This window comes from Cohnella sp. (assembly GCF_041640265.1).
In the GTDB taxonomy this organism is placed as follows: domain Bacteria; phylum Bacillota; class Bacilli; order Paenibacillales; family Paenibacillaceae; genus Cohnella.
The window spans coordinates 120,496-143,395 of record NZ_JBEQAP010000003.1; the positions used below are offsets into that span (position 1 = coordinate 120,496).

At 44.5% G+C, this 22,900-nt stretch carries 17 protein-coding genes; 4 read left to right on the top strand and 13 right to left on the bottom strand.

The features are described from left to right. The first annotated feature begins 44 nt into the window (after positions 1 to 44). Positions 45 to 1,046 (top strand): CobW family GTP-binding protein, encoded by a 1,002-nt coding sequence (locus ACESLK_RS03725; protein ID WP_372662734.1) that lies wholly within the window; start codon positions 45 to 47, stop codon positions 1,044 to 1,046. A gap of 49 nt (positions 1,047 to 1,095) precedes the next feature. Here the strand turns inward: ACESLK_RS03725 and ACESLK_RS03730 are convergent, their stop codons facing one another. After that, positions 1,096 to 1,293, bottom strand: coding sequence for a P-loop NTPase family protein (locus ACESLK_RS03730; protein ID WP_372662428.1), 198 nt, complete (start codon positions 1,291 to 1,293; stop codon positions 1,096 to 1,098). Positions 1,294 to 1,342: 49 nt separating this feature from the next. Between ACESLK_RS03730 and ACESLK_RS03735 the strand changes: the two genes are divergently transcribed. Next, positions 1,343 to 1,591 carry an IS3 family transposase gene (locus ACESLK_RS03735; RefSeq protein WP_372662737.1) on the top strand — a complete coding sequence of 83 codons (249 nt, stop codon included), beginning with the start codon at positions 1,343 to 1,345 and terminating at the stop codon, positions 1,589 to 1,591. Positions 1,592 to 1,675: 84 nt separating this feature from the next. Here ACESLK_RS03735 and ACESLK_RS03740 read toward each other — a convergent pair whose 3' ends face one another. The 3 genes from ACESLK_RS03740 to ACESLK_RS03750 all read right to left on the bottom strand — a co-directional run bounded on the left by ACESLK_RS03740 (position 1,676) and on the right by ACESLK_RS03750 (position 9,837). Next, positions 1,676 to 3,205 carry a glycoside hydrolase family 13 protein gene (locus ACESLK_RS03740; RefSeq protein WP_372662430.1) on the bottom strand — a complete coding sequence of 510 codons (1,530 nt, stop codon included), beginning with the start codon at positions 3,203 to 3,205 and terminating at the stop codon, positions 1,676 to 1,678. Between the two features lie 28 nt (positions 3,206 to 3,233). Continuing rightward, a complete protein-coding gene (locus ACESLK_RS03745) occupies positions 3,234 to 3,677 on the bottom strand; it encodes a hypothetical protein (protein WP_372662433.1) in 444 nt (147 codons plus the stop codon). A 211-nt stretch (positions 3,678 to 3,888) separates the two neighbouring features. Beyond that, on the bottom strand, positions 3,889 to 9,837 hold the full coding sequence (locus ACESLK_RS03750; protein WP_372662436.1) for an alpha-amylase family glycosyl hydrolase: 5,949 nt from the start codon (positions 9,835 to 9,837) through the stop codon (positions 3,889 to 3,891). A gap of 762 nt (positions 9,838 to 10,599) precedes the next feature. On the opposite strand from ACESLK_RS03750, the gene ACESLK_RS03755 reads away from it, so the two are divergent. Continuing rightward, positions 10,600 to 10,896, top strand: coding sequence for a hypothetical protein (locus tag ACESLK_RS03755; RefSeq protein ID WP_372662439.1), 297 nt, complete (start codon positions 10,600 to 10,602; stop codon positions 10,894 to 10,896). Positions 10,897 to 10,986: 90 nt separating this feature from the next. Here ACESLK_RS03755 and ACESLK_RS03760 read toward each other — a convergent pair whose 3' ends face one another. The 9 genes from ACESLK_RS03760 to ACESLK_RS03800 all read right to left on the bottom strand — a co-directional run bounded on the left by ACESLK_RS03760 (position 10,987) and on the right by ACESLK_RS03800 (position 20,921). Next, positions 10,987 to 12,564, bottom strand: coding sequence for a response regulator transcription factor (locus ACESLK_RS03760; protein ID WP_372662442.1), 1,578 nt, complete (start codon positions 12,562 to 12,564; stop codon positions 10,987 to 10,989). Positions 12,565 to 12,592: 28 nt separating this feature from the next. After that, the gene (locus ACESLK_RS03765; RefSeq protein ID WP_372662445.1) at positions 12,593 to 14,332 is read right to left on the bottom strand and encodes a cache domain-containing sensor histidine kinase; all 1,740 of its coding nucleotides are present in this window, start codon (positions 14,330 to 14,332) and stop codon (positions 12,593 to 12,595) included. A 73-nt stretch (positions 14,333 to 14,405) separates the two neighbouring features. Further along, positions 14,406 to 15,239: a carbohydrate ABC transporter permease gene (locus ACESLK_RS03770; protein WP_372662448.1), complete on the bottom strand. Its 834-nt coding sequence runs from the start codon at positions 15,237 to 15,239 to the stop codon at positions 14,406 to 14,408. A 2-nt stretch (positions 15,240 to 15,241) separates the two neighbouring features. Beyond that, positions 15,242 to 16,123: a carbohydrate ABC transporter permease gene (locus ACESLK_RS03775; RefSeq protein ID WP_372662451.1), complete on the bottom strand. Its 882-nt coding sequence runs from the start codon at positions 16,121 to 16,123 to the stop codon at positions 15,242 to 15,244. 76 nt (positions 16,124 to 16,199) lie between these two features. Next, a complete protein-coding gene (locus tag ACESLK_RS03780) occupies positions 16,200 to 17,552 on the bottom strand; it encodes an ABC transporter substrate-binding protein (RefSeq protein ID WP_372662454.1) in 1,353 nt (450 codons plus the stop codon). A gap of 15 nt (positions 17,553 to 17,567) precedes the next feature. Continuing rightward, a complete protein-coding gene (locus ACESLK_RS03785; protein ID WP_372662457.1) occupies positions 17,568 to 19,028 on the bottom strand; it encodes a family 43 glycosylhydrolase in 1,461 nt (486 codons plus the stop codon). Between the two features lie 259 nt (positions 19,029 to 19,287). Then, positions 19,288 to 19,641: a DoxX family protein gene (locus tag ACESLK_RS03790; RefSeq protein ID WP_372662460.1), complete on the bottom strand. Its 354-nt coding sequence runs from the start codon at positions 19,639 to 19,641 to the stop codon at positions 19,288 to 19,290. A gap of 30 nt (positions 19,642 to 19,671) precedes the next feature. Continuing rightward, positions 19,672 to 20,121, bottom strand: coding sequence for a MarR family winged helix-turn-helix transcriptional regulator (locus ACESLK_RS03795; RefSeq protein ID WP_372662463.1), 450 nt, complete (start codon positions 20,119 to 20,121; stop codon positions 19,672 to 19,674). Positions 20,122 to 20,162: 41 nt separating this feature from the next. Further along, a complete protein-coding gene (locus ACESLK_RS03800; RefSeq protein ID WP_372662466.1) occupies positions 20,163 to 20,921 on the bottom strand; it encodes a pirin family protein in 759 nt (252 codons plus the stop codon). A gap of 407 nt (positions 20,922 to 21,328) precedes the next feature. Here ACESLK_RS03800 and ACESLK_RS03805 point away from each other — a divergent pair, with 407 nt between their 5' ends. Beyond that, positions 21,329 to 22,894 (top strand): response regulator transcription factor, encoded by a 1,566-nt coding sequence (locus ACESLK_RS03805; protein ID WP_372662469.1) that lies wholly within the window; start codon positions 21,329 to 21,331, stop codon positions 22,892 to 22,894. Positions 22,895 to 22,900: the final 6 nt, after the last annotated feature.

The window sequence follows — 22,900 nt, forward strand, 5'->3', positions numbered from 1 at the left end:
AAGTCAAACAGTAGGAGTGAATCGAGATTAGAGTTCCTGCCATTATATTAAGCGGATTTCTTGGAAGCGGCAAAACGACACTGCTTCTAAAATTGCTGGAAGCTTCTCAGAAAAAGGGCCTAAAACCTGCGATCCTCATGAACGAACTCGGTAAGCGTGATGTCGATGGAATAGGACTCACCCCATTGGGTATGGAGCTGGGCATTCAAAAACTCTTAGACGGTTGCGTCTGCTGCTCGCGAAAGCAAGAATTAGCCGGCAAGCTAAAGGATTTACTCCTGCTCAAGCCGGATGTTCTTTTCATAGAGCTGACCGGCGTTGCTAACCCAGAAGAAGTTGCACTCGCTTTAAGTGAACCCGATCTAGTCGCCAAAGTGAAGTTGCATAAGGTCATCACCGTGTTGGATGCGGAGCATCTCCTTGAGTACAATAGCTGGTTCGATACCGATTTACATTTGGTTCGAACCTTGCGCCGGCAAATTGAAACAGCCGACCTTCTCATTCTCAATAAAGTCGATCTGGTTAAAGACGAAAAACTTGTCAAAATTGAGAAAGAAATTCGCAAGCAGAACGAGAGCTCCCCCCTTATACGTTCAAAGCATAGCGTAATAGACTTAGAGTCTATTCTTGGCGGGATCAAAGTGGATCAGGTTAAAGATACTCTTACTCGCGTCAAGCGTCCCGTTTATTCTCCAATAGTTAAGAAGAAAGACTCAAGCAATGAATCTTCTTTGGGGACCCACAATCAGCCTTCGCCTTCTTTTTCGCGTATAAACACCCTATCGCTACAGCTCCCTGAGGAAAGAGCCCTGACTCCGAAGGAAATCGAGAAGTTCTTAGATGCACAAGGCAGTAATTTACTTCGGGCCAAAGGTTATGTGCGGGTACCGCGCAAGAACAAACATTATCTACTGCAATATGCGGGGAAAAGGGTAACCTGGGAACCGGCAGCCTATTATAATGCGGATTCCTATTTAGTACTAATCGGACTCGATATGAATGAGCAGAATACTATACAAAGCTGGGAGCGGCTTCTTAGCACCTAATCCAAAAAAAAAAGCTAATGGATCCGCTCAGATCCGTTAGCTTTTTTATCTAGTGCAAATGAATGATTCTGCTGCAAGTTACTTTGGCCAAGTTCTCGTTATGGATAAAAACTAGAATGCCTATGTTGTTCTTCTTTGCATAATGGAGGACGATTTCCCATATTTGGGATTGAGTGATCACATCAAGCATCGTGCTGATTTCATTTTGTGAAATCGCCGGTGTATCCAGAAGTGGAACGTAAAACAAAGGGAGTTCTCCTCCATAGTGACCAAGGATATCAATATACTTCCAGGCAATACAACAAACTTCTGAAGCAGTACAGGATCAAAGTGAGTATGCGAGAAAGGGCAAATGTTTGGACAATGCGTGCATGGAGAGCTTCTTCGGACATTTCAAATCTGAATGTATATACTTGCAGTCATTTGACTCCGAACATGCTCTCATCACTGCTATTCATGATTACATAAGGTTTTACAATTACGACAGGTTTCAGGAAAAATTAAACAACCTTAGTCCGGTTGAATACCGAACCAAGGCTGCTTAGTCTATTCAGTCTTATTATTGTCTACTTGACGGGGTTAAGATCAAAACACAGGCGCCAGCTAGAAGCATTGCTGTACTTTTTTTATTATGAAACTAGGATAGCAGCAGTACCTGCTGGGACAGTGAAGGTTACATTTCCAGAACTAACGGTGTAGGAAACTCCATTCCACACATCTTTAAACACGGTGCCGTTTGCTATGTTCATATCGGATACACTAATCGTAATCGTCTGATTCGAGGTGCTTCTATTATAAGCTGTTAAAGCATCTGGGTTAGTTGAGGCATCTTCACGTCCCACAACAACTACATCACCTGAGACATATTTCATCTTCAAGCTGCCCGTACGTAAGACAGAATATGTCTTGCGAATGGATATTAGAGCCTTATAATGCTGAAGCATAGAGGTATCTGGATTGCCGCCAAGGTCAGCCCAAGGATACGTACGCCGATTGTCAGGATCCGCTCCACCTGCTAAACCAACTTCATCACCATAATAGATCATAGGAACCCCTGGCCATGTCATTTGAATCATAGCAGCAAGCTTCACCTTATCCTTGTTTCCGCTAAATTCATTCAATACACGCGTAGTATCATGGCTGTCTAATAAATTTGTGCTTGCAAGTAATGACTCCCTCGGATAATCTTCAATAACACTTAACATATTTTCCCCAAATAATGTTGAATCGATGTTTTCTTTCAACCAATTTAACACGTTGTCTCGGAAGCGATAATTCATCACTCCATCAAACTGGTCTCCTAGAAGATATGCCGTAGCACGTCCCCATTCTTCAGCTAATAAATAACCATTTGAATTTATCGTTTTATACGCAGGACGGAATCCCGACCAAAACTGGTGACTAACTTCATTGGCTACATCCATTCTCCAGCCATCAAGCCCATATCCATTCCAATATTTAATGACGGAATTCGTTCCATTGTAAACATAATCTTTAAAGCCTTGAACTTCCTGAAGTTCAGGAATATTTTTATATCCCCACCAACTCACATATTCATGGTTCCAGGTATTGAATTTATAGTAGTCATAATACGATGAAGATTGACTTTCATAGGCGCCTACAACACTTGATTTCTTCCAGCGATCAAACCATGGATGATTTGCACTGGAGTGATTAAAAACTCCATCAATAATTAAATTAATCCCATGGTTGGATAACATTGTACTCAAGTTGCTATATACGTTCATACTTCCTGCTGTGTCATGTGTGAAGGTGCCGTCAGAATTACGATTGAGCTTGCCTAGGTAACCGCTTAGGTCTTTTAAATAAGCGGCCTGATCAATAATTCCTTGCAAGTCACCGCCGAACCAATCAGAACTCCCTTCGGGAGTGGCAAACCAATTTGTTTGCTTCTTTGCATAGGCGTTGGAAGATGAATCCCTTCTATCTATTTTGCCATCTCCATTATCATCCCATTTCGCCCAAAGCAGGTCACCCGAGGAGCCGTTACCTACTGGGTCATTAGTCGTATCCCCGTTGCGAAATCTTTCTGGGAAAATTTGATAAACAACACCATTTTTAATCGATTCTGGTGTAGAGAAATTCGGCTGAAAGAAACCCAAGGCATAATCGTAATCGAAATTGATGTCCTCATACATAGCACCAACTCCGCCATTACGGTTTGCATCATCTGAGTACATATCCGTGTCTGTACCATCCGTTATGCGGAATGTATAATACCCGAGAATAGGAGTCCCAGGCGCCTTTAATGTTCCTTCCCAATAATCCCGATTGTTTTCCGTTTTCACAACCGACATGGGTATAAAGCTCTCTGTGCTGGTGGGTAGCATTCCACCAACGTATTTTTATTTCACTCACATCCCCGGCGCAAGTCTGGATACGAAATGTTGCATCTTGATTATGTGGAACAGCGCCATATGGAGATTTATAATTGATGTCACGCGAGTTATAAGTAATACCGTCCCATAGAACTTTATTATCTAATACAGCAGTATCACATGCGGCATTACTCGGAGGACCTCCTGGAGCAGCTTGCACCATTGAAGCCGTAATTAGCGTTCCGATTAATGCAAGAATTAATAATAGCTTTGCATTTACCCAATATTTCATAAAAAGCACCCTCCTGATAAGTATCGTTTTGTTCATAAATCATAATCAATTTGGCTCCTTTTACATCGCTAAGAGTATCGCAACTATACTACTTTGAACGACACGTACTTAATGCGGAATACCTTTTGAGGCATTCCGCATAAGTCGATATCATTCTTCCCATAAAATTCGCGGCAATGGCGGTATTTTGCTTTCACCGCGAAGGAGAAGCTTAATTGGTACTATCTAATAATTTAGAGATAACTTGTGCACTTTCTGCACGATTGGCTAGCCCATTCGGTACGAACTGGTTGTTGTTACGACCTTGGATGAATCCAAGCTCATGCGCTGCGTTGACTGAATCCTGTGCCCAGGCACTGATGCTGGCACTATCTGCAAATCCAGTTTGACTGCTTGCTGTAACCTTCTTACCAGCTTTTACTTCGTAAGCCTTTACGAGCATGATCGCCATTTCTTGACGGGTGATCGCAGCATTAGGTGCAAATGTATCGCTGCTGCGTCCGGATACGATGCCTGCTTCGTACGCTGCCGCAGCGGCTTCTGCATACCACTTGGAACCGTCTACGTCCTTGAAGTTTACTTCTACCATTGCTTCTAATCCAAGCGCACGTACGATCAATGCCGTAAACTCAGCGCGTGTTACAGATTGCATTGGTGCAAATTTAGTATCGCTGATACCTGCAACAATATGTCTTGCCGCCATTTTCTTAATGACATCATGTGCCCAGTACTGACTGCTGACATCCTCGAAGGATTTGTCGTATTCAAGCACCGCGTATTTACTGAAGTGATTTACACTTGCTGTCATTTTGTTCCCGTTTAATTTACCGCCTACATACTCTAAAGATCCATCATCAGCAATGTAATAAACGCCTGCGAGATCTTTATTGGCAGCTTCACTAACGTTTAACGTAATTGCAATCGGTTTTTTGAACTTGGTTAATTTTTGCTCTTTGCCATCTTTATCTACGATAGATAAGTTGAATTCGAATACATCGCCGGCTGCCTTTACTGCAGCTTTTGATTTCCCCTTCGCTTTATCAACAAGCTGTCGAGCAGCTTCATTCGTTAATGCATCTACACCAAAAGAAATATTCGCGTCTTTCAACTCCGTTTCGGTTAATAGAGACTTTAACTCCTCAAGCACTTCACCATCGATGGTTACTTCAAACTTATCGTTTTTAACTACCACTTTATTGTTCTTGTTAATGGCTTCAGCATTGGCCGGCAATAGAACTTTATTTTTTCCATTTGGAAGCGTCACAGGAACCTTGCCGTCTGGATTGGCCTTTGGATTCACAATATCATTGGTTGGAGGCGTCGTGTCTCCCCCGCCAACCGAACCGCCGGATTTATGAATCGTGAGGTTTATTGTTTTGGTCGCTTGACCCGCACGACCTTTATCGATATACCATGGTTGAGCTAAAGTTTCTGCAGTAGGCTCAATATGAACTGAAAACGTGTTAGTACCTGCTTGGAGCGGAATATTTTCAACCAAAACATTACCATATTGATCCATTTCGCCGTCTGCAATTAGAACATCATTAATGGTGAATTCTACGCCATACGGTACTACAGCTTTTAAAGTAAAGCTATTCTCATTCTCGGCCACAGTATATTCAATATCGTCGCCGTAAGAAATGCGAGGCATGGAAATCATCATTGGCATATCCACCCAGCGCAGTACATAATCATCGACTAACATTTTGTTGCCGCCCTGATTATTAATGGTGAGCCTCATGTTAGTATCTGTGGAACCATACGCCCAGTTGCCATGATCTTCAGTATCATTCTGAACGCGAATATGGGAAGTGAAAGCTTCTGTTTCCCAGGTTCCTCGAGTGTACTTATACTCTATAGACTTACCAGCCATCATTTTGAACGTATATTCCACAACATCACGATTGGTTGCCCCGCTTGGAACCTTCAGTTCGGTAGAACCGGCATTCCATCCATTAAAGTTGCCTGCAATGTAAATTCCATCCTGAGCAGGCGTATAGGAAGGGAGATGCAATCTCAACGTCACATCCACCATTACCAGCTTAGGCGTTACTGACTTCTCCTCTGAAAAGGCGCGGTTATAGGCCTGATCAAAGGCTGCAATTTTGTAGATGTACTGAATATCATTACTTACTAAATAGTCTGCATAATTGTTAACAGTATTTTCTAATACTGCTATTTTTGTGAACCCTGTATCCGATACCTTTTTGCGGAAAACATCAAAGCCAGAGATGTCTTCACCTTCCGCAGTCCAAGCTAATCTAACCAGATTCGATTCTACTGTAATATCTGCAAGCACTGGTGCTGAAGGAGCAGTCGTATCCGTTGTATCCGCATTAGCGTTAAATGTTGCCTCCGCTGACTCTGCGTAGGTTTCCCCGTTATTGGTAGACACTTTTGCGAAGTAGCGGAATACTCGAGCCTCCGTTGGTTCAAAGGTTGCATAATAAATCTTGCTTCCATTAATATCTTCTTTGTACCTTAGCTTAGTATCTGACGCATTGGCTTTATCTGTACCATCTACATAGTAAGCTAGTCTTGCAATCATATTAGGCGCCTCTATACCAGCATTTTCTACAGTATCAGTCAGACCATACACTGCAATCGCAACAGTGATTTCACTTGTGCTGTTACCTACACCAATCGTCATATCTTCAGCTTGACCCGAAATGATTACGCTATTAATCGGGAAAGCCGGCGTAGCAGACAACATGTCTAAGATAGCACTTTCTCCATTTCCGATGACTGCGGTAACCGCATAATAATACTTTATTCCATTGGTCACCGTGTTATCTTCAAAGGTCAATGCAGTTTGATCATCAGATAGTAATGTTAATTCTCCGCCTTCGATCGGGGCGCGATATACGTTGTATCCTTCAGCATCCGTCACTGCATCCCAAGATAATGAGACGAAACCATTATTTCCAGCAGCGATAACATTTGGAACAACAGGGACTTCTGCCAACTCTCCTTCATTGACCATCATAAAGCCTGTTAATGCAGGGATTGTTAGTGTAAGTTTGCCTCCGGTAACAGTGGATTGGACTGTTCCATAAAGCTGGTCCTTGAAAATCACTCCATTTGGAATAAATCCAGCTACATCTGCTTCAATCGTCGCTTCTGTCTGGCCTTTGTTAATCACTACCAAGCCGGTTTTGATACTATTTTTCCTGGCATAAGCGATGATATCACCTTGCGCATAAGCAACTTTAATGTCGCCTGTACGGAACACTTCATTACTGTTACGAATCTCTGAAGATTTTTTATAGACGTTGAATAAGGAAGCATATTTCCCTACGCCCGTAAATTGTCCGTCTGCTTCACTGACACGCTCCCAAGGGAATGTTCTGCGAGAATCGGGGTCTTTTGTACCTTCTAGACCTACCTCATCTCCGTAATAAACGGTTGGAGCACCTGGATAACCCATTTGGAATATCGCGGTTAATTCTTGCAACTTTCGAGCGGTCTCTGTTGCATCTGGCGCTATTCCTAATCTATTTTCTTCATATTGCGGAAAATCCATTTTGGTTATATTTCTAGTTGTATCATGGGATCCTACTAGATTAAGCATAACTAACCAAGCTTCTTTCGGATAATCTTCACGAATGGATTCTAATGCAGTATGCATAGATTGCGCATTCCCGCCCGTTAAGAAGGACTGTAAGGCAGCTCTAAAGCGATAGTTCATAACAGAATCGAATTGGTTACCTAACAAATAATGCGTTGCTACGCCCCACTCTTCACCTAAGATAATCGGATCAGGAATCGGCTCTCCATTAGCATTGGTCAATCCAGTTTGTGATTTTACAGCGGATCTAAACTTTTCCCATGTTCCGAAGGATACATCTGGAGCAACGTCTAAACGCCATCCGCTAGCACCCATCCAATTCCAAGCCTGTGAGGCTGTGTTTTGCATTGCTGTTTGCTGTTCTTCTGGTGTCATAGTGGACAAGTCATAACCAATTACTTGATTTCTGTAGCTTTCTACGTTCCACTCATGCATTCCCTCTATTGCTCCAGTATCACCTTCTACTGGCTCAATCGCATCCATTGCCGGCAAGGAATCATAGCCCCACCATGCGTCATATTTATACATGTATACATTGTCTCGACTTAGAACTTTTTGATTGTGTACCGTAAACCAAGTAGTAAACTCAAAGTCCTCCGGGTACTTATAATTTACTCCTGTTGCAGGATTCCGTTGACTAGTAAATTCATTATTAACAGCCTGCTCAGCCACTTCTTGAGTCATACCGTCATCATTGACATGATTCCAAACTTTAGCCCAGTATTCATAAGCCCCAATCTCCGGGTATTTCTCGTAGCGGTCAAAATAAATGGAATCGTCACCCACATGGTTAAATACTCCGTCGGCGATAATGTGAATGTCGCGTGCTCTTGCTTCGTCAGCAAATTGGATAAATACAGCATCAGATGCTTTTCGTGTAGCATCATAGTTAAGACCTGACGTTGGATCCCCAGGTATGTTGTAAACCGGTTCGCCAAACATTGGATCTAAATGATTATAATCTGTAGCATCGTACTTATGGTTCGAACCCGCCCAGGCAATTGGGTTAAAGTAAATCGCTGTCACCCCGATGGATTCAAGGTAGTTAAGTTTCGCTTGGACCCCTTGAATGTCACCGCCATAAAATTCATTCGTCCATACTCCGTCTGTCTCAGAATCAGGGTAGTAGGGCGCATTCTCAGGCGTTAAGCGGTCTGGCATTTCTGGAATGTCACTCCATTCACCCCATACTTGATCAGGCGTAGGCTCATTCTCTACACCGCCATCAAAATACTGAAGCGGGAAAGCATTAATCGGCTCACCAGCACGATCTTCAGCACGATCACCACGGTAGCCATCTACGGTCTTGGCACGGTTATTTCCTTTATTGCCATCGAAGAAACGGTCAGGGAAGATTTGATAAACGATAGCATTTTTCATCCAGTCCGGTGTTTGGAACTCAGCATCGTACACCGTCAAGTCAAATGGAACTACCCCTTCATCAAGGGCTTTACCTGTGCCGCCACGGCTGCCGTCATCACCATATTCTACTTTTGTAGGGCCGTCAATTAATATAAATTTATAACCCCACACCCCGATACCATGGAAATCGGCAGCAGGAATACTAGTTTCAAAGTAGTCTAGATCACCCACTGAAGTCACTCTTCTCATGTCATAGGTTTTTGCAAATGCCTCTTCATTGATCAATTCTGCTTTAGCAACTTGCACATCATCTTTTTTGGCTGCAATGCGCAGCGTTAAATCTTGTTGTCCTTCTGGAATCGCTCCAAAAGGCTTTTTATAAGTGATGGAGCGACTGTCAAACATAATGGCATCTTTATTAATCATTCCATCAAAATTAACATCAGTCGGTTTGTAATCGTGAGATAGAGCTCTAGGTGTTGCTGAATAATCGATGGTAAATGTAACATCAGCTGGATCCAATATGGCTACGGGCATATTATGCCCTTCTGCATTGTATCCGTAGGACTCATCCCAGTTCGGCCCGAAGGCAACCTTAGCCTCATATTGTCCAACTGGGATATTTCTTTGAAGTTTGTAGATTGTGTTGTTAAAGTTGTAATCCACAAAAAATTGCTGGGCGCCAGATGGGCTCCATTCGGGTTCACTAAAAACAGCTTGGATTGACCCTACAAGTCTTGGCCATTTGTCAGCCGTTAGTGCAGGCGTATATTGCGGTAACCCCGTTACACCAGCTACATTAATACGCGCCTGCATTAATTCATCATTAATGTAGAAGTTTACTTTTGTTCTTTCCGCTAGGGTTAACGAGAAGTTGTTACCCTCATTGGAGTAACCGTCCCACGTTCCGTTTTTCGTTAATTTGAATTCATGTGTTCCTGCATCTAAAACGATAGAGTGAGCATAGAATTCTCCAACTAGATGAGCAAAAGGTAAGGCCGTGTTATTCCAGCCTGAAAAACTACCTGTCAGGTACCAATCGTTTGTACTACCTGGTTGATCAACAAATTCGTCTGCAGAAACGTCACCTGTTATTGCTGTTGAAATGCTGGAGCCTCCAGCCGCCGCTTCTGCCGTCAACGGTACAAATGCGCTAAAGAACAACTGCAGCATCATGAGAGCGCTAACAAAAATAGAAACATGTCTTTTTTTTCTTCTAATAGATTGCATGAATGAACCTCCTTATAATTGATTAAACGTTCTTCCAAGCACCACTTTTTGCGCAAACGTTTGCACAAAAAGTAAAAAAAAGAGAGATGAAAGCCTTTTCAAAACTCATTATATAAGCCTGCTTGTAAGGGCAACACCAACTTTATTGATCTCTTAGGTGGAACATATTAACCTTTAACAGAACCAGCCGTGATTCCCTCCATAATATGCCGCTGCATTACCGCGGTGATTGGTCAATATGAAGAGGAACAGTTCCAGGCTATCTTTTTCTATACATTTCAAGCGGATGGTCGTAGAGAATACGAAAAAGAGGGCGTTCCATCCGTCATTAAAATGACGGTGAGACGCCCTTGCATGTTCCGAATAGGTCATCATGTCGAATTCTTTAACGGTATGGACATCCTTCAGGAACCAAGCCCTTTTGCCATTAGGATGGAGTGTTCTCCGTCTTTATGTCTGCGTCACCAGGGCGACGGGGCGAGGCTAACTTTATGAATTTGATACATTTCGCTAAGCGAAAACCTAATAAATTGTTTCTGTTCTATTTCCTTTCCTTCTTTCTTGTCATACTCGTCCCACCTATCGACCAATGGATTTCGCAAATAACAGCAGCAAGAAAGCCGATGCTATGGTTGCCAACCCGAACCTTCGTTAATCAAGATGGGAACCCCTATTCAATCGCGACCATCGTCGTCAAGCTGCCCGTTGCATATGCGGAGATCACAGGTTATATTGCAATCCATTTCAATGAAGATAAACTGAATGATTATCTTCGGGCAATGGACTCTGGTAATAACACACGAGTATACCTTACCGCTGATAACGGCGTTCTTGTCTCTGCATACGAAATCAGAAGCCCATATTATACCGACGGACATGACCATACTCATTCAAGCGGGAGAAAAAGGGGCTTACGTTAAGCGGATTGATGGAGCCGAATCGCTTGTAACGGTAGGCACATCGCTTCTTAACGGTTGGCGTCTTGTTTCCGTAACACCACTGAAGTATGTGGATCAGAAAATGGATTACATCCGAAACGTCATCTTGTTGACCGGATAATTTTACAGTATCATTTCATCAATTTTGTTGAATGATTCCCGAACCTTCGACCTCGGCAATCTTTATCCGGGTGAGATTCTGATAAAATCTTTATGACGAACGGTCATCTTCGCTTTTGATCATATGCTCTTCTCTGTACTGGCCGGGACTTATGCCCACATGCTTCTTGAAAACACTGCAGAAATAACGCTGGTTATCATACCCGACGTTATCCGATATTTTGGAAATTTTAAAGCTGCTTTCCCTCAGCAGCTGTTTTGCTTTCTGAATACGCAGCAAAGTGACATATTCCAGAATCGTCTGACCGGTCGATTTGGAATACAAATGGCTTATATAGGAAGGGCTGAGATCGAACCGCTCCGCCAATTGATCGAGTTGGATATTTTCATGATAATGGGATTCCAAATAAGCTTTGATTTCTTGAACCACCTTTTCTTTCAGGGTAGTTTTCGTTACGTTCAAATAAAATTGCACGCCCTTCGCCAAGTCCTGGCATTGCTTCTGCAAAGACGGCCAATCCGGCGCTTCCAACATCCCGTCAAGCAGCCGCGTGCGGTCCCCGATCACACTTTCGACCTTGATGCCATAGTCCTGCTCGATCAAATCTAGCATTCGGTTCGCCCACTGGATACCGGCCTTCTTTAGGGTAACGGGAGCCATCATTCTCCCCGTACCCCATTCCGTCCAACGTCCGAGCATCGCTTCGAACTCTTCCCGTTCGTAACGGACGAAGGACTGTATTTGATCAGACCATTCGGAAATCAATCTCTCAGAAACGCGGGTGATCTCCGGCCAACTGTTCCCGTTCATTACCGGAACGCCGAAGAACAGACCCGTTTGACAGGCTTTGTCGGCGGCCAAAAAAGAAATGTGTACATGCATAATATTGCTTACAACCGGGCCGATTCCAAACGATAATGAAAAATTTTCCGATGAGCTGTGATTGGAAAAAGTTGTGGCTGCAGCGATTAGAATTTCCGTTAATTGCGTGTGTTCCTCAAGGACCGCCATGCATAATAAGATCACTTTCTGCTGCTCGTAGAGCAGCTCCACGGCGACGCCGCGATTCACCAAAAAGCCTAGGAGAGAATCCGTGACACCATTGTTCTTGATTCGTTCGAGCCAAAGCGTCGCCGAGCTTCCAAGTACGATGGCCGCAAACTGGTCATATCGCTCGAATGGCGAATGATCGAACGAAGGATGATTGCCATGGACGATAAGATCCGTAAACACCGCCCGATCCAATGCTTTCGCGATCCGAAACTCAGGGCGGTCCCCGCTTTGTTCCGATTTTCTTTCCAGTCGCTCAATCGCCTTCGAGACGGTCTTGGCCACTTCCTCCAGCTCCGCAGGCTTGATCAGATAATCCACCGCCTCCAGCTCAATGGCTTCTTTGGCGTATTCAAACTCGGAATATCCGCTTACGATAATGCATTCCGCTTTGCGGCCTTTCTCCTTGAGGGCACGGATCAACTCAAGCCCGTTCAGGCCTGGCATCCGAATATCGGTCAGGACAATGTCCGGATCCGACTGAAGAATCCTCTCCAGTGCTTGCTTGCCGTTATTTGCCGTCCCCACGATCCGGACCCCGGAAGCGTTCCAATCGATCATGGCCGACAACGTTTCCACCACGAGCTGTTCATCATCCGCTATAAAAAGTTTATACATGATGTGATCCCGCCTTCATAGCTCGACCTCAATTCATTATGCCGATTTCAAGGGTAACTTTGGTTCCGGCGCCCGGAACGCTGTCTATGCGGATCCCGCGGTCTTGGCCATAATGCAATTGGATCCTTTCCTGGATGTTCCTTAAAGCGTATCCCCTCGGCTGCATACCAGCAGGATCGAAACCCACTCCGTCATCCTCGACTTCGAATACAAGCGTTTCCCCTTCTTTTCGGCCTCGAATGGCAATGTTCCCTTTATCCTCTTTCAACTCGATTCCATGGAAAATTGCATTTTCCACCAACGGCTGAATAAGAAGCTTCAACATGCGAGTATGCTCGATTCCCGGTTCGAGGTCGATTGTCACCTCGAATTTTCCGTTATAGCGGATGTTTTGAATCTCTAAATAATTTTTAACTTGGTCGATTTCATTGCCGACAGTGGTGATGTAGTCCCCGTTGTTCAAGCTTAATTTAAATATATTGGATAGAGACATGACCATTTTGGAAATGTTTTTGGCTCCGATTCGTTCCGCCATTAAATAGATGGAATTTAATGTATTATATAGGAAATGAGGGTTGATTTGGCTTTGCAGCGCATGCAGCTCCGCTTCTTTCTCCTTCAGCTTGGCTTCTATAAGTTTGTCCGACAATTCGGTGTTGGTGCGGAAGGTCCGCAAGAATTGATTGCCGATTTTACCAATTTCGTCTTCCTCTGCAAAGAGGATTCCTTCGATCTTATCCCGTTTGGCCGCTTTCCGGGCGACGGAAGTGAGCAAGTTCAATTGCTTGGTGATCCGATTCGAGATCAAATACGAACCATAGGCGGCAAGCAGGAAAGCCACCAGCGTCAAAGAGAATGTAACGTTACGAATGAAGACGATTTCCGAATTAATGTTCGAATAGGGGATCATGCTGACCACTTTCCACTGGGTCCCCGGATTCGTATCGAAGGTGATGACAAATCGCTCTCCGCCCATCGTTTCGATGCGGGTGCCCTGTTCAGGCAAATCATAGAGAAGGTTCAATTCCTTTTGAGGCATCTGTTTTAAATCAGCGGTGCGGGAATTATGATAGATAATTTTGTTTTGCTCCAGGATCATTAAATGTCCGTTTTCCGCATTGGTAATGTCTTTGAACATTTCATCGAAGACCCGTCTGTCGATTGAAATAATCAACATGCCGATCTGTTCGAGCGTATCGAGGTTATTTAATCGTTTGCCGTACAGAAGCAAGTTCGGACTGTTCTTGACGAGACGGACTTCATCGCTGTTCAGCCACAATCCCTTGCCCCCCATGTCGATGATTTGCTGATACCATTTCGACTGCGAGACAGCCTGATAAATATTGTCGTAAGCTAGGCTGTCCCATTGGTTCGTGACGATCAGTTCCCTTTGCCCGCTGCCTACATAAACGTAACGTATATACGATTTGTTGTTGGAAATATTGACAGCCAGATTACGGGTGGCATTTTGAAGATCATAAATTTCCTTAAAATCATCCTTGTTATAGGATAGGAAGGTCTGAACGTCACGGGAAGACAACATGAGTTTCGAAATCGTTTCAACGTCATTCACGAAGGTTTGGATATTCCAATTGATCGAGCCCAGCAAATTGGAAGTGGTATCGGACACCTTGTTCTCGACCACTTTGCTCAAATAGATAAAGGTTACGGAGGCAATAAGGACAAGCGGCAGCAAGGAACAGGCGATGGACAATATGATAATCTTGCTTCGGATGCTGATCGACAGGAACGGGCGGTTTATTTTCATGAAATCCCTCTGGCTGAGAAAAGTATAAAGCCTGGTACTTTCAGTATACCTTCTGCCACGCGTATATGGGAGATCAACCTTTAGTCGCTCCCGCGGTCATGCCAGAAATAACGCTCTTATTGAAAATAAAATACACAATCATGGTAGGGATCGTCGTGATGCTGATTGCGGCAAAGGTCGCTCCCCAGTCCGTCAAACCGTACTGGCCGATATAATCCATTAATCCAACCGGAATGGTCCGTGACTTCATGTCGTGAATAAACGTATTCGCAAAAATAAACTCGTTCCAGATGAAAATCAGATTCATGATGATAACGGTGACGATCGTATTCCGGGATAAAGGGAAAATCATCCGCCAGAAAACCTGGTAAATACCGCAGCCGTCCATGACGGCGGCCTCCATAATCTCATTCGAAATGTATTTGTAGAAGCTCACGAACAGGTAAATCGAGATCGGCAGAGCAAAACCTACTTGGGGCAAAATGAGGGAAGTCAGTGTATTGATAATTCCCGTTTTGTTATAAATAATAAAAAGCGGTATGAGTACGACTTGAATCGGGATCATAATGCCGCACAGGAATATGAATAATACGATTTTGCTCCATTTAAACCGCATCTTCTCAATGACGAAAGCAGCCATGGCACTGAACAGGATCACCAGCAAGATGGACGTCACGGCAACGATAAGACTGTTTGAAAAGTAAGTGCCTAAATTCCCTTTGTTCCAAACATTGAGATAGTTTTCGAATGAGAATCGACTGGGCAGGCTAAGCGGGTTGTTGCCGGAAAAATCGGTCGGCGCTTTGAAACTGGAAATGAACACCCATATAAGCGGATAAATTTGAATGACAAGCAGAGCAACAGAAATAATCGCAAAAATCGCTTTAGAATAGCTGGAAGGTTTCATCTTCAGGTCTCCTTACTGTCCATCATCCGTCTGATAAAAGCGACTGCAATGAGGCTTTCAATAACAATAAATACGGCCATCGCGCTGCCGTAGCCGAAATTCAGACTGGAGAAGGCGGTTTTGTACATATAAGTCGGCAGTAATTCCGTCACGCGGCCCGGTCCTCCGTTCGTCAGGAGATACGGAATGTCGAACCCTTTTAAAGCCCCCGTAGTGGCCATAATAATCGAAACCATTAGTACCGGCTTGATCAGCGGCATTTTGATCGAACGAAACATGTTCCAGGAAGAAGCTCCGTCAATTCTGGCGGCTTCCTCGATATCGGAAGGAATGGATATGAGCGCAGTGTATAAGATGATCATATAAAGACCGATAAAACGCCATCCTTCGGGAATCGATACGGCAGTCAGAGCCCACTCCAAGTCGGAGAGCCAAGGCTTGCTCCAGTTTCCGAGACCGAATTGCTGCAGGCAAAAGTTCAATATTCCGACCGGTTCGAACGAATAGATGTTTTGGAACAGCTGCGCTATGGCTACCGACGTGATGATCGCAGGAGCGAAATACAACGTTTTAAACAATTCTCTCCCTTTGGTGATGCTAGTCAGCAAGATGGCAACCAACAAACCGAGAAACACTTGCATCGCCACAATAATGAAAACATAGATCAGGTTGTTGCTGAATGCCTTCCAGAACGTCTTGTCGCCGCCGAGCATCTTAGCATAATTGTCAAAGCCGATGTAGACCATATCGGAAACCCCGTCCCAGGAGAAGAAGCTAAAATAGATCGACCAAAGGATGGGTGCTAGAACGGTGAACCCATACACGAGCAATGCCGGCAGCAGGAAGACGAGAACGGCTTTGTGATTGCGTAGGACATTATCCATGCCTTCCTAATTCCCCCTTCTACTATATTTACATAGCTGGCCAACCGAATTTCGGTTGGCCAGTTGATCAGCGTGGTTATTTGAAATATTTCGGCGCGTTTTCTTTAATGGCTTGATCCATTAATTCCGCAAACTCATCCGGAGTATGGGCTCCGAGACCCAAGGCAATCAACTCGTTGCCGAGCAGCTCATTCGTGGCCGGATCGAGGCGCGTATCCCACGGCACTGCGAAGACGCTTCCGGATTTCGCGATCTCGTCTTGGATTTTATAGAAAATTTCCGGCATCCCCTGCGCTTGATCAAGCGCATAATTGAAAGGCGAGAATTGGCCTTTTTTCGTATAGGCTGCCGGATATTTTTCCAGGAGGAATTTGACGAATTCCTTCATTGTGTCATCGAAGGTCTCTTGGTTGAATGCAACGCCGATCCCCGAGTTGATGAAATAATCGTTCTCAGCTGTCTTGGCGCCATCCATCATGGGAAGTCGGAAAAATCCGATGTTATCCTTCATTTCCGCACTGATTTTATCGTTTGCGAAATTCATCGTTTCCCATGAACCCATGTAATAGATTGCGGTTTTGCCGGCCAGGAACAAGTCGCGCGCCGCGGTGTAATCCGTCGAAGCGAACCCTTGCTGGAAGTACCCTTTGGTGCCAAGTTCGTAAACGAATTGGATGCCTGCCATGCCGGCCGGATCCTTGAAGGATGCCTTGCCCTGCTTCACGTTCTCGATAAAATCATTGCCGGTCATGCGGAAAGGCTTGTAAGCCAGGTACCTGAGAACAGGCCATTTGTCCTTACCGTCGACGGCAATCGGCGTAATCCCATTCTTCTTCAGCGTCTCGGACACTTTCATAAACTCATCGAACGTCTTGGGTGTTTCAAGACCGAGATCCTTAAACATCTTGATGTTGTACCAGAATACCTCGATCCCGAATTCGAGCGGGAGCGTATACATGCTGCCGTCTGCGAACTGCTGATATTGCAAGGCAATCGGACGGAAATCTTCGTATTTCCCAAGGTCTTGCAGCACTTTTTTCATGTCCACCAGCTTGCCTTCCTGCACCAGCTTGGAAGCATAGGCATCGGAATCGGTATCAAACATTGCGGGCATCTCGTTGCTGGCAATCAATGTCCGCAGCTTCTGCAAATAGGAAGGGCGATCGCCCGTGCCTTCCATAACCAGTTCGAATTCCGGATGCGTTTTCGAGAACTCGTCCGCAATTTCTTTCACGGTAACGGCCTGAGGGCCGTCTACGCCTCGGGCGACAAACCATTTATACGTTTTCTTATCCGTCTTCTGACCGTCGTTTGCCGGAGCTTCCGAACCGGTTTCTGCAGTATTGTTACCGCCTCCGCATGCGCTCACTAATGCCATCAATACAACAAGAGATAACGCGAGAGTCAACCATTTGACGTAACGTTTCATTTATAAGACCTCCTGTTAGTTGGGAACCGAAATGTTAACCTCTTCGAATTGCGCGCAGCCTTCCTGGACAAAGCAACCCCAGCTGCCGGTTTTCAAATTATACAACCGCGTTGTCATGGCAATCTGATCGGCCAAGTAGACGACGCAAACGGAATTTTCCACAATGATCTTGATATCGTAAACCGTATCAGCTTGTAATTCGATCGGCACCTCCAACTCTACCGCATGGGGACGGTCTCCGTCGATGTGCCACTGCGCCTCGCCCATTAACCGGCGGGGCCACATGTCGAATACGAGGCGGTTATGAATCGGTTCAAGGCGAATGTAATAAGCTTCGTCGAGCTCCTCGCTTGCGCGAAGTATGATGCCACAGCTTCTGGTCCCTTCGGTGAAGATCAACCTGGCCGAAATCTTGCAGGTTTCGGGCATGGAGCCGGCTGATATGCAAGAGAATGTTTCGTAAGCCGCCGCCGTTATGCGTCCCTCTGACTCCTTCCAATCCCCGATACGTGAACCCCACTCAGCAGTCTGTTTTTTAGCAAAATGATCGGACACGGTCTCCGGTATGCGAACCGTTAACGTTCCATCCGGTTCTTGAACGACTTCGTGTACGACCAAATTTCCGGCCCATTGCCAATCGCCATAATCGTCCTCGTTTTCCTTGCTGGGATCCCAGCCGAAAGCGTACCGCTTGTTTCCGTCACTCCATGTTTTCGCGGCATAGAACGCTCTGGCGTCAAACGCGTCGTTTCTCGGCGCCGTCCAAGGTCCGCTCAAAGATTTGCTCATGCGGTAATGGGTGACGAACCGGTCAGAGAACGTGGAGTAAACCAGATACCACCATTCCCCGATCCGGAACAAGTCCGGGCATTCGTGCGTCACGTACATTTTCGGGTCCCAGAAAGGTTTTCGGATTTCCCATTTCTTAAGATCCTTGGAAGCGCACAATGCGATGCTCCCCCGGCGCCGGGACGGACCTTCTTTGTTCCTTGCGGCGAGAAGCATCCAGTACTCTCCGGACTCTTCGTTCCAGAACACGAAGGGATCGCGCCAGTCATGTCTCTCGTATTGCATTCCGTCCGAATAGAAGGTATCTTCGGGAATTTTCCGCCACGATTCCATATCCGCACTCACGGCGTGCATAACGCATTGGAGCGGCACGCCGTCCTCCACGAAGTCCGGGTGCGGATTGAGGCCGGTGTAGAACAGATGGTACTCGCCATCGGCTTCAATGATAGAGCCGGTATAACAGTTCAGGTCTTGCTCGCTCACGCTTCCATGCTTCAGCATTTCGCCTTTTTCTTCGTAGTGGACGAAATCGCTTGTCCGGAGCTCGAACCAGGAGGTTCCTTCTCCGTGGATTTTCTTATTCTCTCTCCAATCATGAAGATAGAACAAACGGAATGTACCGTCTTTGTAGAAGGGGATGAGGTCTCCCACCCAAGCCCCATCTGGCTTGTAAAACAAGTTCGACAATGTATGCGACCCCTTTCTTTTATCGTAACTTCATTATAGAACGGGATCGAAAGCGCTTTAAATTCTAACATCTTTGTCATATGTTCAATATTTTTTGTTTTCCACCTGGAATATAGAAAATGAATACAACGGACATACCAATGTCCATAACAAAAAAACCAGTCAGGATCAAAGGTTTGATCCAACTGGTCATAAATATAAGTCTCAATTAAACGATATGAAAGTCATTATGGCTACGACTGAGATATTTTTACCTGTTTCAAATTATAGAGTTGAAATTAATGATTACCACAACAATGGACAAAATAAGCAATATAAATGGTGCTCCCATGTTTTTTCCTGGGTCCTTGATATGGATATGAGTGATAAATGCTCCAATCATTGTCGCGGCAAGAAGAATCCCTGCGACTACTGCGATTTGCGGATGCCAAATTCCTACAATCATTCCAACAGCGCCAATCACTTCGATTAACCCAGTGAAGACACGGAATCCTTGAGAATAACCGTAACGTTGAAATTCCTGAACCATCTGCTTAGCACCAAATTTCATGAAACCAAACATTAAAAACCCCAAACCCAAGATTACCTGCAAAACGATAGATGTGATATGCATATTAATCGCCTCCCATGATTTTTGAAAAATTTATTGTAATTTTTTTGCACCTATACCAATTTTCTTTAGCAACTCAATGAGTTGTTCTTTTTCTTCGTTACTTACAAAAGATAAATTGTTGGATATCGTTTCAACATGTTGTGGGAAAATTTCATCGAATAGTGAATTTCCTTTATCTGTCAAAACAACATTAGAAGCACGGCGGTCTGTTGGACTTGGTTGCCTTTCTACAAAACCCTTTTTTTCCAATTTATCCACAACATAAGTGATACTTCCACTCGGAATGGAAAGCGTTTCGCTGATTTTTTGTACGGGATGCGGTCCCTTGCTATATAGAAGTTCAAGAATCATAAAATGCTCAGGATTAATTTCATGACGGTCAATATCCTTGCGAACATTATCGGAAAGAACTTTGGAAGCCTTCATCCAAATACGAAATAGCCTTAAATCAAGCTGGCTTTGTTGATCTCCTTGGTACATAAAAATCAACCTCCTTCCAAGGGATGAATGATCTAAGAATGTTATTTTGGCTTTCGATACAGCGGATAATCAACTTGAGTTGGAATCACTATTAGCAGCATCCGAAGTTCTTCACCTTTAGATTGAATGGTAATGGTTTCATCTTTCTCTGATTGAAAAATAACAAAATCTTTGTTCTCAAATGAAACCTCCTGTTCTTCAATCACGCCGTCACCTCTTATAGCTAAACCGGCGAGTGTCCGATTAGGTGAGAGAAGATACTTATAGGTTGCACCATTTGCAATTTGAACATCAACCATTTTGGCATCTGTAACGATATGGATTGGTGAATGTTCGCCAAGTATCGTCTTAACCGTAACACCATTCTCGGAAACGATTGGAAAGTCTTGATGCACGTATTTTCTGTAAGTTGGTGGATGCTTTATGGCTTCATTCAGGTTCGGCTCGAACCAAATTTGAAAGCCTTCTGTTGGCTCAAGAAGAGATTCGGCATGGTGTATACCTGAGCCAGCTTGCATGACTTGAACACCGCCAGCACCAACTACGCTATCTGTACCAATCGTATCTTGGTGACGACCTTTACCCTTAAGGAAATAGCTTAAGATCTCGAATCCCTGATGAGGGTGAAAGCCAATACCACCTTCGCCTTTGGATTGTCCCCATGCCCAGTAAAATAAAGGACCGAGGCGATTAATGAGAGAACCCTCACCAGAAAACCCAATCGGCTTTTGTTCTGTTATTTTGCCGCCATCAAATTCTCCTTTTGCTTGATCCTGTGGCTTAATGATTTTAATTTCCATTTGTAGCCCTCCTTTGCTTTTATTAAATCTTGTATATCCTAGTTTTAGTTATCCTGCAATTAGGATGAATTTATCCTAACATTAGGATAACGTTTTTGTCAACAGAAATTCTAAAGAATTATGAGTCCACAGAAAAGATACATTAACTGTGCCCGCAAGATGGACACTTTGAAAAAAGTGCACATCTTGCGTTTTTTTGTGTTTTAATCAATTCACAGAGGATGAAGCGGGGATGCGGATCATGGGATTATTAGGGAAAGTTTCACGGAGAAAGAGGTTCAGTTGCTGGAGGCAAACCCGACCGACATTACTTACATGCGTTACGGTATCGGGCAGATTGTCCTGAGCTTTTGCTGTACAATCAATTAAACGACGACCTAAGTTGACATCTCGGAGGAGGAAGGATCATGCATAAGGTACTGATTGTCGATGATGAGATTTTTGTACGCAAAGGTTTGATCAGTCTAATCGATTGGTCATCGCTGCAATATAATATCTGCGGCGAAGCGGAAAACGGGATGCAGGCGTTGAACCTTATCAAACAACTAACCCCAGATCTAGTCATTGTAGATATACGAATGCCCGTGCTTGACGGTCTGGAGCTAATCCGACAGGTGAATGTGGAGGGAGAGCATCAACCGTTATTTATTATTCTAAGCGGGTACCCTGATTTCTCGTATGCACAGCAAGCCTTCCGTTACAATGTGTCCGATTATATTCTGAAGCCGGTTGATGAACAGGAGCTTGTAGCTACCCTAAAGAGAATAGCAATTACACTGAATCAGAAACAACTTTTATCGATGACAAGAGAAAAGCCGCTTGTCGAGATCATTATCGAAAGCTTGGTCCAGGCCGAACCCGACGAGCAAGTGATGACGCAAATTGCACACACGCTTGAGCTTCCTCTCACCTCCTCCTATACCTATGTCATTGCAGAAATACAGGATAAGCTCCCTCATAGGGAGATTGACTATATGCAGCCATTGCAAACGTTGCTCCAGCGATTTTTCCATCTCGAGGGACAACCTCTTCTCATTCATGTACGCGCGTACAATCAATATGGTTTTATCGTTCCCTCGTTGTGGCAAGACGAGCAAATCGATTCTGCGCGGATGGGCTACATGAGGCTGCTTCATAGCTTGGAGAACAATCTTTCATCGGAAATCGCTTTGTTTATAGGCCATAAGGTCGATCACTTGAAACAGATCGTTCACTCCCGCACCAGCGCCGACGAATGCTTGAAATATCGTTTTGCCGCAGGCTTTAACGGCATATTTATGGCAACGGGGCTGTTAGAACTGCCCTTATATTATTTTGATGTAGATGAAGAACTACACAGTAAGCTGATCTATGAGGTTGAAGCCAATCGAAAGGAAGGGTATAGAAACGCTATTGATGCGATTTTCATTGCTTTTCAGGAGCGGTATTTCGCTCCCGGTGCAGTTGCGAATACCGTAAGGCGAAGCATGATTGCCACGATCAACATTATCCGACAACTGGAAGGTAATGAAGAGGAGCTAGCATGGTTGGAAGAACTGCTGCATTGGCAGTCGAAGTACCGTAATCTGAACCAGCTAAGGGATGTTTTCATGAATTTTATAGAGGAAGCTGCTGAATATATCGCGAAGAAACGAGGGGAAAAAGGCGAAGGCAATATTGAAAAAGTGAAAAAATATATCGACGGCCACTTCAGAGAAAACATTTACCTGAAGGGCATTGCTTCCGAATTCCATATGAACCCGATTTATCTTGGACAGCTGTTCCGCAAAAATTACGGTGTGTATTTTAACGAATATGTGCTGTCGCTTCGCATCGAGGAGGCGAAGCGGCTGCTGCGGCAAACGAAAAAACGCATGTACGAAATCGCAGAGCAGGTCGGCTTTCAAAACGCGGATTACTTTGCCACCCAGTTCGAGAAACTGGAGAAAATGACACCGACCGATTATCGCAATAAGATGATCGACCACAAATAAGGAGGC